This window comes from Desulfovibrio sp. 6_1_46AFAA (assembly GCF_000224635.1).
Lineage (GTDB): Bacteria > Desulfobacterota > Desulfovibrionia > Desulfovibrionales > Desulfovibrionaceae > Desulfovibrio > Desulfovibrio fairfieldensis.
Window position 1 is genome coordinate 651,174 of the sequence record NZ_JH114301.1, and the last position, 16,305, is coordinate 667,478.

Annotated in this window: 13 protein-coding genes and 1 tRNA gene; 2 read left to right on the plus strand and 12 right to left on the minus strand. The window is 63.0% G+C overall.

The genetic code is table 11. The features are described from left to right. Positions 1-327, plus strand: a 327-nt coding sequence (tnpA, locus tag HMPREF1022_RS06275) for an IS200/IS605 family transposase (RefSeq protein ID WP_035060928.1), incomplete at its 5' end; no start/stop codon positions are given. Positions 328-609: 282 nt separating this feature from the next. Here the strand turns inward: tnpA and HMPREF1022_RS06280 are convergent. The 3 genes from HMPREF1022_RS06280 to glpA are packed head-to-tail and all read right to left on the minus strand — an operon-like array spanning position 610 to position 4,770. Next, a complete protein-coding gene (locus tag HMPREF1022_RS06280; RefSeq protein WP_008684498.1) occupies positions 610-1,830 on the minus strand; it encodes an anaerobic glycerol-3-phosphate dehydrogenase subunit C in 1,221 nt (406 codons plus the stop codon). Then, positions 1,827-3,134 carry an anaerobic glycerol-3-phosphate dehydrogenase subunit GlpB gene (gene glpB / locus HMPREF1022_RS06285; protein ID WP_009302379.1) on the minus strand — a complete coding sequence of 436 codons (1,308 nt, stop codon included), beginning with the start codon at positions 3,132-3,134 and terminating at the stop codon, positions 1,827-1,829. The genes HMPREF1022_RS06280 and glpB overlap by 4 nt, the downstream gene beginning before the upstream one ends. Continuing rightward, complete coding sequence (gene glpA, locus HMPREF1022_RS06290) at positions 3,118-4,770, minus strand: anaerobic glycerol-3-phosphate dehydrogenase subunit GlpA (protein ID WP_009302380.1); 1,653 nt, start codon at positions 4,768-4,770, stop codon at positions 3,118-3,120. Before glpA ends, glpB begins: the two co-directional genes overlap by 17 nt. 242 nt (positions 4,771-5,012) lie before the next feature. Here glpA and HMPREF1022_RS06295 point away from each other — a divergent pair, with 242 nt between their 5' ends. Continuing rightward, on the plus strand, positions 5,013-5,792 hold the full coding sequence (locus tag HMPREF1022_RS06295) for an HAD-IIA family hydrolase (RefSeq protein WP_008684492.1): 780 nt from the start codon (positions 5,013-5,015) through the stop codon (positions 5,790-5,792). A gap of 82 nt (positions 5,793-5,874) precedes the next feature. Here the strand turns inward: HMPREF1022_RS06295 and HMPREF1022_RS06300 are convergent, their stop codons facing one another. The 9 genes from HMPREF1022_RS06300 to HMPREF1022_RS06340 form a co-directional block, all read right to left on the minus strand. Continuing rightward, complete coding sequence (locus HMPREF1022_RS06300; protein ID WP_008684490.1) at positions 5,875-7,164, minus strand: TRAP transporter large permease; 1,290 nt, start codon at positions 7,162-7,164, stop codon at positions 5,875-5,877. Between the two features lie 9 nt (positions 7,165-7,173). Next, the gene (locus HMPREF1022_RS06305) at positions 7,174-7,743 is read right to left on the minus strand and encodes a TRAP transporter small permease (protein WP_008684489.1); all 570 of its coding nucleotides are present in this window, start codon (positions 7,741-7,743) and stop codon (positions 7,174-7,176) included. A 292-nt stretch (positions 7,744-8,035) separates the two neighbouring features. Then, positions 8,036-9,040: a TRAP transporter substrate-binding protein gene (locus HMPREF1022_RS06310; protein WP_008684487.1), complete on the minus strand. Its 1,005-nt coding sequence runs from the start codon at positions 9,038-9,040 to the stop codon at positions 8,036-8,038. A 578-nt stretch (positions 9,041-9,618) separates the two neighbouring features. Beyond that, positions 9,619-9,705 (minus strand) — tRNA-Leu (locus HMPREF1022_RS06315). A 100-nt stretch (positions 9,706-9,805) separates the two neighbouring features. Then, a complete protein-coding gene (gene ade / locus HMPREF1022_RS06320) occupies positions 9,806-11,581 on the minus strand; it encodes an adenine deaminase (RefSeq protein ID WP_009302381.1) in 1,776 nt (591 codons plus the stop codon). Between the two features lie 10 nt (positions 11,582-11,591). Beyond that, a complete protein-coding gene (locus tag HMPREF1022_RS06325; RefSeq protein ID WP_009302382.1) occupies positions 11,592-12,464 on the minus strand; it encodes a DMT family transporter in 873 nt (290 codons plus the stop codon). 32 nt (positions 12,465-12,496) lie between these two features. Continuing rightward, complete coding sequence (locus tag HMPREF1022_RS06330; protein WP_009302383.1) at positions 12,497-13,267, minus strand: alkaline phosphatase family protein; 771 nt, start codon at positions 13,265-13,267, stop codon at positions 12,497-12,499. Continuing rightward, the gene (locus HMPREF1022_RS06335; protein WP_009302384.1) at positions 13,267-14,370 is read right to left on the minus strand and encodes a hypothetical protein; all 1,104 of its coding nucleotides are present in this window, start codon (positions 14,368-14,370) and stop codon (positions 13,267-13,269) included. Before HMPREF1022_RS06335 ends, HMPREF1022_RS06330 begins: the two co-directional genes overlap by 1 nt. 150 nt (positions 14,371-14,520) lie before the next feature. Beyond that, positions 14,521-16,305, minus strand: coding sequence for an MATE family efflux transporter (locus HMPREF1022_RS06340; RefSeq protein WP_009302385.1), 1,785 nt, complete (start codon positions 16,303-16,305; stop codon positions 14,521-14,523).

Consider the following 16,305-nt stretch of genomic DNA (forward strand, 5'->3'; position numbering starts at 1 on the left):
GACTTATGCAAATATAAAGGTGTTGAAATTATCGAGGGCCATCTCATGCCGGATCATGTGCACATGCTGGTGAGTATTCCTCCAAAAATCAGTGTATCAAGTTTCATGGGGTACCTGAAAGGAAAAAGCTCATTGATGATTTTCGATAAGCATGCAAACCTGAAGTACAAATTTGGCAATAGGAAATTCTTGGCGGAAGGATATTTCGTCAGTACGGTAGGACTCAATGAGGTAACGGTCAAAAAATACATTCAGCAGCAAGAGAAGCATGATATTCTGCAAGATCGAGTAAGTACCCGAGAATACCAAAACCCCTTCCAGGGGTAAGCCAAAGCGGCAAGGGCACTGGGCTTGAACAAAGTGAAAGCCAGCGCCTTTAGACGCTGGCCGGTAACAAGCCCTTATAGGGCTGGAGCAAACCACCCGCTATGCGGGTGGTTTTGATTTTTGTCTGCGGTTCCGGCAAGATCGGCGACCATATATGCAGCCGCCGTAAGGGCTGTGGTTTTTCGGAAAGTTCTGCTCCGAAAGGCAGAGATGGCCCGCACCCTCCAAGATTGAGAGGACGGGCCGTCTTTTGATCCGGTTAACATTGCTGCTTGCAGCGTGTTACGCGGGGCGCAGGGCCTCCAGGCGCTGACGGACGATGCTCACGGGGTGCAGGCAGGGCAGGCCGCTGCCGTGCAGAATCTGCACGCGGCAGGTGCCGCATTCGGAAGCGGCGATATGGGCCCCGCTTTCGCGTATGGTTTTGAACAGAGCCGCGCCGATTTCCTGGCCGATGTCGTATTTTTCTTTTTTGAAACCATAACTGCCGGAGATACCGCAGCATCCGGCATCGGCATTCCGGACCATGACGCCCGGCAGGCGGCGTAGCAGCTCCAGACCCGGCAGGCCGTTGCCTTGGGCGCGCAAATGGCAGGGCGCGTGGTAGATGGCGCGCAATTCGGGCAGGCAGGCGCTGCTCGTTCCGGCGTCCAGTTGCAATTCGCCGCGTTCCGCGCAGTCCAGCAGAAATTCCTGGGCGTCCTCCAGCGGGGTAGCGCCGTGCTTTTCAGCCAGATCCGGAAAAAATTCCGGCAGGTCGGTCCGGAACATCAGGGCGCAGCTGGGGCAGCCCGTGATGACCGGAATGCCTTGTTCACGCCAGCGGGCCAGTGCGGCAAGGTTGCGGTCCGCATTGGCGCGGGCGTCCTGCCAGAAGCCGTTGGCGATCATGGGCAGACCGCAGCAGACGAAATCGTCCGGCACAATGACCTCATACCCGGCCCTGTTCAGTGCCCAGACCATATCCAGGCCGGTACGGGGATCGTACACGTCCACGTAGCAGCCCGGAAAAAAGACCGCTTTGCGCGTTTGGGCGGGCTGGCGGACATTGCGCATCTGCTGCCGGAAAGTTTGAGCGGCAAAGCGGGGCAGGGGAGCGCGCTTGTCGATGCCCAAGGCATCCAGTAATGCGCGGGTTACGGGGTTGAGCATGCCGAAGTTTTTGAGCCCGGCCGGGATCAGCCGTAGCCAGTGCGCCTGAAGTTCGCCGTGGGCCAGCACCCAGTCGCGCAGGCCGGGGCTCTGATGTTTGCACTGCTCGGCGCGGGCCAGCATGTTGATGCTGGACACAGGTACGTCGTGCGGGCAGGAAATGTCGCAGTTCTTGCAGTTGGCGCAATAGTGCAGAGACGGATCTTCCGCCAGGCCCAGCAGGCGGAAACGTTCATAGGCCGGGCCGATCATGCGCGGGCCCAGGAACTTGGGCGTGGCCTCGGCCACCGGGCAGTGCACCACGCAGGTGGTGCAGGCGATGCATTTGTCGGGATTGATGCGTACGCTCATATGCGCTCTCCGGACGCCGGTCCGCCGGATTTTCCGGCAATGGCGGCAGCCATGCGGCCCGCCTGCCAGCCGGTGGTCAGGGCGACGCCGTGGCCGCTTTTTTCGGTTGCGAAATCATAACCGCCGAGGCTGCGCCCGGCAAAAAAGACATTCTCCCAGCGGGTCTGTCCGGCCTCGTCCAGGGGACGCATTTCGCCGTCCACCCGGACGCCCAGACGGGAAAAGACATGGCTGCCGAAAATTTCCGGTTCGGACCATTCTGTGACGTCCGGCGGCACGGGAATATCCAGTCCGAACACACTTTCACGGACCTTGCCCGGCGCGAGTTCCACGCCTCCGCCCAGGATGCCGCCCGTGGCCAGTACAAAGGCCCGGGCTCTGTGGCGGCGTTCCTGCCCGGCTGCCAGAGCCACCAGCGCCGTGCATTGCTTCCCGTTGGTTTCGGCGCGGATCAGCCGGGCGTTTTCCACCAGTTCAAAATCGTGGCGGCGTAGTTCGCGCAGCAACGCGTCCCGCAGACGCAGACCGCCCACGCCCGGCGGGATGGAAAGCATTTCCACCAGCGGGCAGCCCACGGCCTGGCTGAGTTCATGCCAGACCGAGGCATCGGCCCTGCTGCCGCAGATGGGCGGCAGCAACACGGCATCGCACTGTCCGGCGTGTTCCCGGAGGGCCCGGATCAACCAGTCCCGGCCCTGCGGCTTGTCCACCAGACGGGCCAGATCCAGAGCGCTCAGACTGCGATGGGTTTCGCCCAAGGGCGAGGGCAGCAATATCTGGATAAAGTTTTTGTCCACCCAGTCCCTATAGCGGCCCAACTGGCTGACGATCAGCGCGGGACGGCAGTCGCGCAGGCCCCGCACGCCCGCCACCAGAATGCGCTTGGCCCTGGTCAGGGCCGTGGGGTTCAGACCGGCGGGCAAAAGATAACTCGGCTTGAGCGTGCCCATGATGGTGGGCAGCAGCGCGTTGCAGGGAGCGCCCTGCGGCGACACGGCCGTGTGCAGGGGCCAGCCCTGTTCCGCCGCGCATTGGCGCAGCATGTCCAGGGCCGTCCGGATATTGCCCGCACCGAGCAGGCGGTAGGGATGCTCCGGCGGCAGAAGATCCATGCCGTTCCAGGGATCATCCAGCCGCCGTCCCCCGGCGTAGCCCAGCAGGTCCACGCAACCGCCGCTGATAGCCAGCGAGCCCATGCCGTCGGTCACCAGCCGCACGCTGCGCCCATCCTGAGCGGCGGTCAGCGCGGCCATAAGCCCGGCCAAGCCGGAACCGGCCACAAGTACGTCAATTGTCCTGCTCATCCGCGGCTCCGTCGAGGTTGAGGGTTCCGGCGTACACGGCCCGCCCCAGTTCCATTTCGCGCGCCTGCGTGCCCCAGAGGGCCGGACGCAGGCCCCGCCAGCGCTCCTGTAGAAAACGCCGCACATTGTCCGTGGGCGAAAGCTCCAGAGGCACACCGTGCTCCACCAATGCGCCGATGGTCCGCAGGGAGCAAAAAGTGCCCTGGCAGGTGCCCATGCCCAGGCGCGTGCGCAGCCGGATGTCGGACAGGGAGTGAGTGGAGGGATCGCGCGCCACGCATTCGATTTCAGCCAGGCTGACCATTTCGCACTCGCAGAGCAGGGGGTTGCCGTCACCCCCACCGGCATGTTCCTGTTCGGCCTGCTTTTCCGCCAGTCCGGCCAGTTCAGCCTGTTGCAGCACGGCGGGCAGATCGTCGCCGAGCCGGTCCGCCATGATGGTGAGCCCCCGCATGGGGAAATAGCGGGCCGCGCGGCGCAGCACGGCTTTATCGGGATCGGACACCAGCGCTTCATCCGCCGTGCGACAGGGCGCATGTACGCCGAGTCTGGCGCAGACGTTGTCGCTGACGCGTTCGGCCATGAGCCGGTAGGTGGTCAGCTTGCCGCCGAAGATGGACACCATGCCCTTCAGGCCCTGCTCCGCGTGGTCCACCACATGGAAATTGCGGCTGGCCTTGCGCCCCGCCGCATTTCCCGGCGTGTACAGAGGCCGCGTGCCCGCGAAGGCCCGCAGGATGCGGTATTGGCGTACCGCCGGGAAAAGCGGTTCGCCCAGATCCAGCAGGCGCAGCACTTCTCCATAGGTGGGCGTGGTGTCGTCGGGCCGGTCTGTGGGCGTGGATGTGGTGCCGAGAATGGTGATGGAGCCGTGGGGCACGAAAATATCGCCGTCCGCGCCGGGATGCAGGCGGTTGACCACGCGCGAGGTAAAGCGGTGATTGAAGACAATGAGCGTGCCCCGGTCCGGAGAAACGGCCACATCCAGGCCGGCCAGCCCGGCAATGCGGCCCGACCAGGAACCGGCGGCGTTGACCACGCTTTGACAGGAAATTTCCACCATTTCGCCGCTGATGCGGTCAAGAGCCGTTACGCCGCAGACTGTTCCGTTGTTCTGGTGGATGGCCGTGACCTCGTGATAGGTCAGCACCCGGCCGCCGTAACGCTTGGCGGACATGGCGTTGTGCAGTACCAGGCGAAAGCCGTCCACACAGGAATCAGGCACACGGAAGACGCGCCGGATGTCGGGCGCGAGATTGGGCTCCAGACGCAGGGCTTCGGCCACGTCCAGCTCCTGCGCGTCGATGCCCGCCTTGTGGCAGGCCTCGGCCCAGGGAGCCACGTAGGCCGGATCGTCACCGGGCGTCAGTGCGAAAAAGCCTTCGGTTTCCTCCACACACTGTCTGCCGATACGCCGCACAATCATGTTTTCTTCAATGCACTCGCGCGCGGATTCGTTGTCATTGACAGCGTAGCGACCCCCGCTGTGGAGCAGGCCGTGAAAACGGGAGCTGGTGCCGTGGGCAAGGCCGCCCTGTTCCAGCAGAATGGCGGGCACGCCGCGCATGCACAGATCGCGCAGCGTGCCCATGCCGGTAGCGCCGCCGCCGATGACGACAACCGTGGTTTCCAGCATGGGGCCTCCTGATATTTCCATTTCGCCGTGGCCGCGTCCGTAACGGGCGTTGTCTTCCCGGCAATGGCTTCAGTACAACATAAACAAATCCAAATAAAAATTTTCATTCTTTTGCCGCTGTTCGTCAAGGGTCGGGCATTGCCCTAATGGACAGTCAGCGGAGGAAACGTCCGCCGAAGGGAACCCCTCTATTCTTGCCAAGACGGCCGAACGCGGCTATTTCCTTGGAAAAAAGGAAGCATATGGACTGGTCGCGGAAACGCTGTGTCGTCCTGGACATGGACGGCACGGTTTATCTTGGGCATATCCCCATCAAGGGCGCTGTCGGTTTTATTCAAAATCACTGGCGAGATCTGGATTTTTTCTTTCTCAGCAACAATACCTCCAAATCGCCGCAGACCTATGTGGACAAGCTCAACGGCATGGGCATTCCGGCGCGCGGGGAATTGTTGCTCTCACCGGTGACGCCCCTGGTGGATTTTTTACGGGCGCGCGGCATCAGCCGGGCCTATCCTGTGGGCAACACTGATTTTCAACAGGATCTGCGTCAACGTATGCCCGAACTTCAGCAGGTGGAGGAGGACGCACAGGCCGTGATTCTGGCCTATGACACGGAGCTGACCTACCACAAGCTGGCCCGTTCAGCCTTGTTGTTGCAAAAACCTGAAACCCTGTTTCTGGCTACCCATCCGGACTTGGTCTGTCCCTCTCCGGAGGGGCCGTTGCCTGATGTGGGCAGCATGATTGAACTCTACGCCACAGCCACGGGCCGCCGCCCGCAGCATATTTTCGGCAAACCCGACCCGACCGTGCTGGCCCCTCTGCTGCGGCGCTACGCCAAAGAGGAAATGGTTATGGTGGGCGACCGCCTGAGCACGGACAAGAAACTGGCTGAAAACGCGGGCATTGATTTCATTCTGGTGCTCAGCGGCGAGGCCACGCGCGAAGACCTGGCAAAGGAGGAGCGTCAGCCCACTCTGGTGCTGGAGGATCTCGGGCAGGCCGAGAGGGATTGGCGCTGAATGCCCACCGTTCGGAAGCCGTTTGGAAAATCGAAAGCCGCCCCTGTGCAGGGGCGGCTTTTCTGTGCGAGCTCGCGGCGGCTTATTTCCCGCCCATGAGCCAGTCGAGCGGAATGAGCGAGAGTTTGGGGAAGAAGAGCAGCAGGAAGAGCATGACCACTTCCACCAGAATGAAGGGGACCAGGTTACGGATCAGCTGGGTGATCTTGATGTTGCCGATGCCGCACACCACATAAAGCACTGTGCCCACGGGCGGCGTGATCACGCCGATGCCCAGGTTCAGGATGAAAAGCAGACCGAAATAGTAGGGGTCGATACCGGCCTGGGTGATGAGCGGATAGAACACCGGCGCGAAGATCAGGATGTTGGGCGTAAGGTCCATGACCATGCCGATGAGGAAAAGAAAGACGTTGATGCACAACAGCAGCAGAACGGGGCTGTCGATGAGCGGCGAAAAGAGCGCCGTCATCTGATTGGGAATCTGGGCGATGGTGATGAACCAACCCACGGCCGTGGCCGTGGCCACGATGAGCATGACCACCGAAGTGGTTGTGGCCGCCCGCGCGCTGACGCGCAGCAGCTCGCGGAAGGAAAGCTCGCGGTAGTAAAGCACGCAGACCACAATGGCGTAAATGGCCGCGAAGGCGCCGCCTTCGGTGGGCGTGAAAACGCCGAAGCGGATGCCGCCCAGCAGGAGCACGGGCATGAGGAAGGCGGGCGTGGAGTCGATCAGGATCTTCCACTTTTCCTCACGGGTGAAGGTGATGGTTTCGTTGTAGCCGTCCTTGCGCACCACAAAGAACCAGACCACCATCAGCGCGAGACCGATTAAAATGCCCGGGACTAGGCCGATCATGAACAGTTTGGTGATGGAAAGGCCGCTGATGGTGGCGCCGAGCAGGATGAAGTTGGTGCTGGGGGGAATGATGGGGCCCAGAATGGCACCGGAGGCGATAACGGCCCCGGCGCGTCCCGGCTTGTAGCCCACTTCCTTCATCATGGGCAGCAAAAGACCGCCCAGAGCGGCGGCCTCGCCCACGGAGCTGCCCATGAGACCCGCGAAAATGATGCTGGCCACCACAGCCGCATAGCCCAGGCCGCCGCGCACCCGGCCGATCATCAGCTGGGCCAGTTGCACCACGCGTTTGGAAAGTCCGCCCGCGGCCATGATTTCACCGGCAAAGACAAAGAAGGGGATGGCCATCAGCGGGTAGTTGTTGGCCCCGTCCAGCATGCTGCCGGGAATGATCATGGCGTCCCACATGCCGGAGTGCCACATGAGCACCATGGCGCAGAGCACCAGCACCAGGCAGATGGGAATGCCGAAGGCCAGGAAGAAGAATAGGGTGCCGAGAAAGATGAAAAGTTCCACGTTCTCCCCCTATGCCTTGGTGAAAGAGGATGCCGGACGACGGATGAGAGCCACGAGGTCGCGCACCTGCATGATCAGGGCCGCGAAGGCCATGATGGGCAATGTGCCGTTGATCAGGGCCATGTTCACATTGGTGGCCACGGAATAGGTGTCCACGGTCTGGAGCACGTTGATCACGCCGCCGTAGAGCAGGAGGCCCATGGCGACCATGCCCAGGAGCGTGGCGGCGATGTCCACGTATTTGCGGGGTGCGCCGTGCAGCAGGTCCACGAACATGTCCACGGCAATGTGCTTTTTGTGGTAAAAAGCCTCAATGGCCCCGAAGAACGTGATGTAGATGAAGAGAAAGCGCGCCCATTCCTCGCTGGGGGGATAGCTGGAGGAAAAGACGTAGCGCAGAAAAGCGTTGTAAAAGACCAGACCGATCATGCCGAGGAAGATGACGGCGCAAAAAATCTCAAAAAGCAGCCGGCCGAGGGGTTCGGACTGCGCTTTGCCGTGATCCGCATGCGGATCACACGGCTTGTCGGCGTCCGGGACGGACGCCGATGGAAGGTTTTGCTGTGTCTCGTCGTGCATACTGACCTCTGCGGGAACAATGCCCTGACGGAATATGGACTTGTGCGGAAAATTTTAGAGGCTGTCGTCACGAGCGTCTTTTCGGTTATCTCCGCGTTGAAATTCGCCTTTTATTCCGGTCGAGTACCAGCAGAGTACACTCCCTTCATAAAAGGCTCTTTCTCCCTGATATAACACAAAAATCCATCTCATGACGACACCCTCTAGTGCTGCGGGGCCTTCCCGCCGAGCGCGTTGCGCGACGGGCCGGAAGCCTTACGCCCCCGGCCCGCGTTACATCGTGCTGATCTTGTTACTTGGCCTGGCGATAGCTGGCGGCGCTGTCCAAGATTTCCTGGGCATTGGGCACCGTGTCGTAAAAGAGCTTCCAGCTGCGCTTGCCGGCTTCCGCCATGTAGTCGTGGAATTCCTTGCTGGGCGTGGTGATGTGGCCATTGGCGGCGATGATGGTCTGCTTGGCTTTTTCGTCGCCCGCGGCCACCATCTTCCAGATGTCGTCGGCGGAGCGCTTGGCGGCTTCGTCAACCCACTTGCGGTCCTGTTCGGGCAGGGACTTGTAGAATTTCTCGTTGATGTACAAGGAATGGATCACCAGGATATGGCCGGTGAGGGTGATTTCAGGGGTAATCTCATACATCTTCAGGCTCACGATGTCGGCCAGCGGGCTGTCGCCGCCGTCGATGACGCCCTGGTCAAGCGCGCCGGGCACTTCGGCAAAGGGCATGGGCTGGCCGCTGATGCCGCATTCCTTGGCGAAATTGGTGTACAGGGGGATGTTGGGCACGCGCATGCGCAGGCCCTTGAGGTCGGCGATGGTTTTCACCGGCTTTTTGGTGTAAAAATGGCGGAAACCAAGGGGAAAGGCGTTGAGGGTGCGCAGGCCCGATTTTTCGGTGAAGCCCTGGTTGATCAGCTCAAAGGTCTTGCCTTCCATGGCACGGCGGGCATGGTCCAGATCGTCGTAGAGCATGGGCGTTTCCAGCATGGCCATGGCCGGATGCAGTGCCGAGGTCTGCGTGCCGGTGGCGCACATCTGAATAATGCCCTTACGGGTGGCGGCGATGTAGGCGTCTTCCTTGCCGAGCTGGCTGTTGGGGAAGACCTGCACTTCATATTTGCCGTTGGAAAGTTCCGCCAGATATTTGCCGAACTGATGCATGCCGATGGTTTCCGGCTCGCCTTCCGGCTTCATGCCCGCGATTTTGATCACGGTTTTGGCATCGGCCGACGGCGCCATGCCCAGCGCCATGCCGCAGATGAGGCCGAATGCCACAAAGAGCGCAATAATGCGTTTCATCAGAGATCCTCCTGTTGGTTTGGAATCCTTATCTGTTCTCGTACATATCCCGCGCTGGCCGTCAGCGGCGCTTTACGTCGCCCGGCGGGCGTGCGTTATGACACAACCGTGCCGCTACAGCCGCTAAATCGGCGGCGTCCGGCACCTTCCGTCCGGGCACGGCGATGGGCATGCCCCCATGCCGTCCTCGATGCACCCGTTATCCGGCGTTATCCGCTTGGGTAAAACTTACTTGACGTGGCCGATAAAATTCAATGTTTTTTTTCACAAAATTTTGCTTGGGCCGGAAATGCGCGTCCCGCGCGGTTCGGAGCTGATCGCGGGACGGCTTGGTTCAGGCGGATTTTCCTGCCATGCCGCGCGGCAAGACGGCGGACGGCAGAAACGCAGCGTCCCTGCCCATGAGAGGCAAGACCTTGGGGGCATACTTATTTTTCGGAGGTGAGGATTTGCCGATACCGAGCGTGCCTTAACAATCCGTCCTTTCTGGACTTGGTTGCATTTGGCGACAGTGGTGCGGGTGATGCAGTGGTGGCACAAAAAAGGCGGCTACCTTCCCGTAACCGCCTGAATTTGTTTGGTACCGGGAGCGAGACTTGAACTCGCAAGACCTTGCGGTCGGCGGATTTTGAGTCCGCTGCGTCTACCAATTCCACCATCCCGGCAGGAACACGCGTTTCCGGCGCGCCCTGAAAAGCGCGATGCCGTGACAACGTGAGCAAATCTTTTAGCCCAGACCGGCTGTTTCCGTCAAGAGGCCTGGCCCTACGCTTTTTCGGCATCCACCGGCACAAACGAAAAGCCTTGCACGTCGAACAGGCCGCGCGCGGTGAGCTTGAGTTCCGGAATGACCGGCAGGGCCATGAAACTCAGGGCCATGACCGGGTCCAGGTCCGGGTTGAGCGAGAAGTGCCGTCGCGCGGTCGCCAACAGCGCGGCCTTGCGCGCGGCCACTTCCCGGCCCGGCTCCGGGCTGATCAGTCCGGCCACGGGCAGGGGTAGGGCGGCCAAGGTCCGCCCGCGTTGCAGGCAGCAGATGCCGCCGCCCATGGCGCACAGGCTTTCCACGGCGGCCAGCATGTCCCGGTCATTGCCGCCCGCCACCACGATATTGTGGGAATCATGGGCAATGCTGGTGGCAATGGCCCCATCAAACACCGCGTCCGGCCGCAGATAGCCGTGCAGGATGCCCACGCCGACCTTGCCTGTGGCCTTGTGGCGCTCCACCACGGCGATTTTCGCCAGACCGGGGTTTTGTTGCGGATCAAAACAGCCCCTGTCCAGCGCCACGGGCAGGATCAGAGCGCGCGTGATCAGCGATTGCGGGGTCAGGCCCATGACCCGCGCCCGGCCCGAGGGCACGGGCAGGCGCAGGGCCTCCTGTGTCAGCGGCGCGATATGGATCGTGTCCAGCACGTCCGAAGGCGGCGGCGCGGCGGGAAGTTCCACGCAGAGACGTCCTTCCTGGGCCACTTGGCGTCCGGCCCTGAACACTTCGCGGACCCGGAATCCACGCAGATCGTCCACCAGACAGAAGTCCGCCGCCCAGCCCGGCGCAATGCCGCCCCGGTCCCGCATGCCGTAAAACACACAGCCGTTCAGCGCGGCCATGCCCACGGCCAGCAGCGGGTCCAGGCCCTCGGCCACGGCTAGGCGCAGGATTTCGTCCATATGCCCGCGTTCCAGCAGGTCCGCCGGGCTGCTGTCGTCCGTGCAGAAGCAGCAGCGGTGGGCGTTGTTGACATGCACCGCGCGCAGCAGGGCGGGCAGATTGCGCGCCGCCGAGCCGTGCCGCACAAAAACGTACATGCCGCGCACCAGGCGCTGGACGACCTCCTCCGGGCTTTCGCATTCGTGGTCGCTGGCCACGCCCGTGCCGCAGTAGGCGTCCAGCCGCGCCTGGAGCAGGCCGGGGGCATGGCCGTCCAGGCGCTTGCCCGAGGCGCGGGCCAGGACGATTTTGTCCAGCACGGCGGGATCTCCGGCCAGCAGGCCGGGATAGTTCATCATTTCCCCCAGGGCGCAGACCCGTTCGTGCCCCATGAGCGGAGCCAGATCCGCGGCGGCCAGGACCGCGCCGGAATCCTCAAAGGGCGTGCAGGGCACGCAGGAGGGCAGCGCCAGACGCAAATCCAGGGGCAGGTCCCGCGAGCTTTCCAACAGATAACGCAGGCCGGCCAGACCCAGAACATTGGCGATTTCATGTGGATCGGCCACCACTGCGGCCGTGCCGTGCGGCACGACCAGACGGGCGAATTCCGCCGGGGTCAGCATGGTGGATTCCAGGTGCAGATGGGCGTCTATCAGGCCGGGCAGCATGAAACGCCCGCGCGCGTCCATGCGGCGGCGGGCCGGAAGCCCGCTTGGGCCGAAACCCAGAAAAACCCCGTCGCCCGCGGCTACGGAAATGTCGCGCAGCAGGGTGCGGCTGAACACATCCACCACATTCACGTGTTCCACGCAGAGATCGGCCGGTTCCAGGCCTCGGGCCATGCGGATGCGCCGGGCCAGGGATTCGCTTGTGCGGGGGGACGGAGACATGGGCGCTTCCTCAATCACGGCTTTTGTCCGTGGTCAGCAGCAGGACGGCGGCCAGCACCAGGCCGCTGCCGAGCCAGCCGCCGAGGCTGAAATTTTCCTGCCAGAACAGCCAGACCCAGAGGGTGCTCAGCACCGGCTCCAGATGGCAGGTGACCGCCGCGCGCACCAGGCTGATGCGTTTGAGGCCCTGGCCGTAGCAGGTATAGGCGAAAAAGGTGCTGGTCACGCCCAGCACGGCGAGCCAGAACCAGACGCGCGGCTCATGGTTGAGACTCACGGGCACGCAGAACCAGAGCGCGAGCACGCCCCCGGCAAGCATGAAGCCGTAAATGGTGGCCGTGGCGTAACGGTTCTGCCACCAGCGGTAAAAGGGATAGTGCGAGGCGTAACAGAGCCCGGTCAGCAGCCCGCAGCCGATGCCCAAAAGCGAGGTCCGCCCCGGCAGGCTGCCGCCGGAAAAGCAGACCAGGGTGGTGCCGGTCAGGGCCACGCCGATGGCCCCGATCTTGCGCGGCGAGATCCTTTCCCTGAAGAGCAGGCGGGAAAACACGGCCACCCAGACCGGCGCGGTATACAGCAGCACCACGGCCATGGCCGCGCCGCTGAGCTGGATGGCGTACTGGGTGGCCCCGAAAAAGACGCCCACGCCCCAGACCCCGAAGAGCAGAAAAATACCCGCGTCGCGGAGCCGGATGAACAGGCCCTTGTGCAGCGCGGCGTGGACCAGGAACAACGCGCCGCCAAAGGCCGCGCGCCAGAAGGCGGTTTCCAGCGGGCTGACCCCGGCGCTCATGCAGATTTTGGAAATCACCCCGATCAGCGACCAGAAAAAAGCCGCCAGCAGAATCCAGACATAGCCGCTCAGACGGACGTTGCGCTGCATGGGAAGACTCCGTGAGGCTTGGGGGGATTCGTTCATTCCGCTAGGCCCAGAACCGCCAGCATCAGATCCGCCACCTGGGTCTGGCGCGCGGGCAGGGGCAGACCATTCCAGGCCCGCCCTGCCAGCCAGAGCGGCACCCGGCGGACCGGCTCCGTATTGTCGTAATGGCCGCAATCCGCATCCATGCCGTGGTCGCTGGTGATCAGCACGGCATAGCCCGCGTCCAGCCAGCGCGGCAGATAACGGGCCAGCAGGCCGTCGGCCGCGCGCGCGGCTTCGCGGTAGGCGGGCGCGTCCGCTCCGGCCGCGTGCCCGGCGAAATCAATGCCCATGGAATGCGCCAGCAGCAGATCGGGCCCGTAGCGCAGCCGCAGGGCCTCGGCGTCGCGGAACAGTTCGTCGTCGGGATAGGCGTCCTGGCTGTAAAACAGGCCGTGTCCGATGGGCAGGGCGGGGTCGTCGGTCAGGCGGTCCCGTTCCGGTTCAAAGGGCGCGCGGTTGCAGAGTTCGCTTATCCAGGAATAGGCGGCCGCCGCCGTGCTCAGGCCCGCGTCCCGCGCACGCTGAAAAATGGTCGGCGCCGGGCAGAGGCGGGCGTCGTCGTTGCGCAGGATGCCGCTCCGCGCCGGGCTCAGGCCGCTGAGCAGGGTGGAGTAGAGCGGGCGGGACAGCGGGGGCAGCTCGGCTTCAAGCTCGGTAAAGCGGGCCTGCCCCGCTTCGGTGAGGGCGCGCAGGCAGCTCATGCAGCGCCGGGCCGTGGCCGTGCCCAGGCCGTCCAGCAGCACAAAGACCAGACGGGACATTACCAGTCCCCCCGGCCCGCCGGGCGTTGGGGAAAATCCAGGGTCCCGGCTTCCGCATGGAGTTGGGCGGCGGTGACGCCCCGGACCTTGAAGTTTTCCCTCAGCCAGCGCAGATAGCCGTAAATTTTTTGCAGCAGCGCGTCGGCTGCGGCCTGATCCGGCACGTTGGGCGACGCGCCGGGCAGCATTTCCGAGGAATGCCAGAACAGACTGAGCACCTTGCCGCCGCGTCGCGCGTGCAGGCGGCTGGCCAGACGCATGACGCGCGGACTGTGCCAGACCGGATTGGGGCTCAGCGCGCCCCAGAAATGAAAGGAATCCAGCAGACCGGCCTTGCGGCGGGCCAGGCCGTACCAGAGCCGCGCCAGGGCGGGCGAGAGCGGAATCTGGGTGATGGGCGCTTCCAGCAGACGGCGGCCCGGCAGATCCTCGGCCCAGTAGGGATCGGCCGGGGCCAGAAAATGGTCCGGCCCGTCCCTGAAAGCGCGTAGCGGGCAGACGGAGCTGTCCACGCTGATGCCCGCCTCGGCCAGCAGCGGCCGCACCACGGCTTTCAGATCCCAGCGGCCCATGCGGAAACTGGTCAGGGGCGCTGACTGGAAGTCTCGCCCGGCGTCCAGCAGGGTGCGCAGCCGCCGGCGCAGCAGGTCGCGCGGCAGGCGGTCGGTGCGCGTGGGCGGACCGTCGGCCTTATGGGCGGCAGTCCCGGTTCCGGCCCGGTTTTCAACCAGGGGCGGGGTGCTCCAGTGGTGCAGATGCGCGCCGATTTCCGCGCCGCAGTGGTCGCGCATCCAGGCCAGCACGGGCCGGGCTTCGGCGCTGGCAAAGACCGTGTGGGCACAGAACAGGGTCAGCGGAAAGCCCAGCTCCCGGCTCAGCGGGGCCAGGCGGGGCAGCAGGGCCACATTGCGCACGCCGCAATCCGAGGCGGCGTAGCGGCCGGAGAACAGCCCTTCCTCTTCCACATCCAGACTGACGACGACGCGCAGGGCGGGCGCGTCCGCGCGCGCTTCGGAGGCGATAGTGCTCATCGGCGCATAATAAGCCGGGATGCCCGGCAAGGCAATGCCGGGCGGGGCTTGCAACAGGGCATACGAATGCACGCCTCACCGGATATTCATCTGATCCATACGTGCGTCAGCCGTTGCCGCTGGCGACTTACTTGAGCCGTGGCAGTGCTGCGGATGATGACAGCAAGGATAGACTGGCAGCGCGTCAATTTTGAGAATATCAATTCTCAAAATCAATCCGCTCTAATTGCGTGCGTCGGGCAGCACAATCACGCTGGTATTGAAGCCCAGTGCGTAGCTGTATTCCATGTGCGCGGCCATGGCCCGGATCAGATTGATGCCGCCCTGAATGTGGCCGGTATGCTGCTGTGTCTGCGCTTGCGGCGATATCTGGTAATCCAACGGGCTGAACGGCTTGCCTTCATCCCGGAAGGTGATGCGGATCGAATCCTGACTGACGGATACCGTAATATCCAGGCTGCTGGCGCCGGGCGGATTGCCGCTGTAGCGCACGGTATTGACCGCCATTTCCTCCACAATGACGCCCGCCCGCATGGCTGTGATTTCATGTACGCCGTGCTCCCCGCAAAAAGCCGCCACCGCTGCGGACAGCCCCACGGCTTCATGCAGCGTATTTTTGATGGAAACATCCAGCAAGGCGGCTTTGTGGCCGTTTTGCGGCATCATCAGCAGGCCCCGCACTTGGCCGCCCGAACGAGCCGCAATGCCTCGCGTCATCAGGAGCAGCGCCAGAGCCGTGGCTAGACCCGCGACGCTGAAGGAAAGCCATATGCCGTCGAGCCCCCACCAGCGGGAGAGCAGCCAGGCGCAGGGCGCCACCACCGCGAAACTCTGAATGACAGTGGCCGTGATGGCGACTTTGGGGCGCTGTATGGTTTGTGCGTAATAAATCATCAGCATGGCGAAGGCGTCCCCGAACAGGCTTGGGGCGAACAGGCGAACCGCGCGGGTGCCCATTTCCATATCCTGACCGCCGGAAATGCCGAAGAGAGCGAGCAGTTGTTGGGGGAACAGCAGTAATCCGCAAACCAGAATCGCGGTGGAACCCATCAGGATTGTCAGCGCCCGCCGGAACACGAAGCGGATGCCCGCGTAGTCCTCCTCGCCGCAGAGCACACCGATGATGGGCATCATGGTTTGCGAAGCGCCGGAAATGAACATGGAGGCAAGGGAAAGACAGGCCAGGCAGACGGAAAAGGCGACCATGCCGCTTTTGCCCGCGACCGACAGGACCAGAGCGTTGAGGCAGAGCAGCTTGAGAAATTGCAGGCCGATATTGAGTCCGCTGGGCAGACCGGATTTGAGCGTCTGCAAAACAAGCGGCAGAAGCGCGCCGCGTGACAAGGCAAAGCGAAATGTCCGATGCGGTGAGACGGCATAGGCCAGCAGCAGGCCGACGCCCGCGGCGTAACCGGTGACCGTGGCCAGACCCGCGCCGCGGACGTCGTCGAGCAGATGGATAAACAGCACGTCACACGCCAGGTTGACCAGGTTGGCGGTGATCAGAATCGCGGAAGCCAGCCCCGGGCGGCCGTCCGTGCGCACAAAATAGGTCAGCCCGGGAACGACGATCAGAAATGGAGCGCCGTAGACCAGCGGCTGAATGAAACGGTAAAGCAGAGCCTGAAGGGCAGGGTTGTCGCCGCTGAGCAGACTGGTCAACTTGTCCAGAAAGACCGCTCCGAGCACGCCGCAGACCGCTCCGGCCGCCAGCAGGCCGAGCACGGAGACGGTAAAGACCGTATTGGCCGCCGACGCCTCATGCCTGCCCATGTACCACGCCGCCAGCACCGAGCCGCCGATGCCGAAAAAAACGAAAACAGCGGCGAAGCCCTGCATCAGCGGCAGTCCCAGGTTCACGGCGGCGAAGGCTTCGGGGCTCAGCATATTGCCCACGATGATGCCGTCCACGACAATGCTCATGGAAAGCGCCATGCTCATGAGAATGGTCGGAAAAAAATAGTTGCTGAAGCGTTTTAACAGCAGTCTGCCGTTTCTCTCAAACAT

Bases quoted from the DNA above. Each gene is read 5' to 3' on its own strand.
- glpB (WP_009302379.1), bottom strand. From the start codon at position 3,134: ATGAGCAGGACAATTGACGTACTTGTGGCCGGTTCCGGCTTGGCCGGG.
- HMPREF1022_RS06325 (WP_009302382.1), bottom strand. From the start codon at position 12,464: ATGCAGCGCAACGTCCGTCTGAGCGGCTATGTCTGGATTCTGCTGGCG.
- glpA (WP_009302380.1), bottom strand. From the start codon at position 4,770: ATGCTGGAAACCACGGTTGTCGTCATCGGCGGCGGCGCTACCGGCATG.
- HMPREF1022_RS06280 (WP_008684498.1), bottom strand. From the start codon at position 1,830: ATGAGCGTACGCATCAATCCCGACAAATGCATCGCCTGCACCACCTGC.
- HMPREF1022_RS06330 (WP_009302383.1), bottom strand. From the start codon at position 13,267: ATGTCCCGTCTGGTCTTTGTGCTGCTGGACGGCCTGGGCACGGCCACG.
- HMPREF1022_RS06310 (WP_008684487.1), bottom strand. From the start codon at position 9,040: ATGAAACGCATTATTGCGCTCTTTGTGGCATTCGGCCTCATCTGCGGC.
- ade (WP_009302381.1), bottom strand. From the start codon at position 11,581: ATGTCTCCGTCCCCCCGCACAAGCGAATCCCTGGCCCGGCGCATCCGC.
- HMPREF1022_RS06340 (WP_009302385.1), bottom strand. From the start codon at position 16,305: ATGTTTGAGAGAAACGGCAGACTGCTGTTAAAACGCTTCAGCAACTAT.
- HMPREF1022_RS06295 (WP_008684492.1), top strand. From the start codon at position 5,013: ATGGACTGGTCGCGGAAACGCTGTGTCGTCCTGGACATGGACGGCACG.
- HMPREF1022_RS06305 (WP_008684489.1), bottom strand. From the start codon at position 7,743: ATGCACGACGAGACACAGCAAAACCTTCCATCGGCGTCCGTCCCGGAC.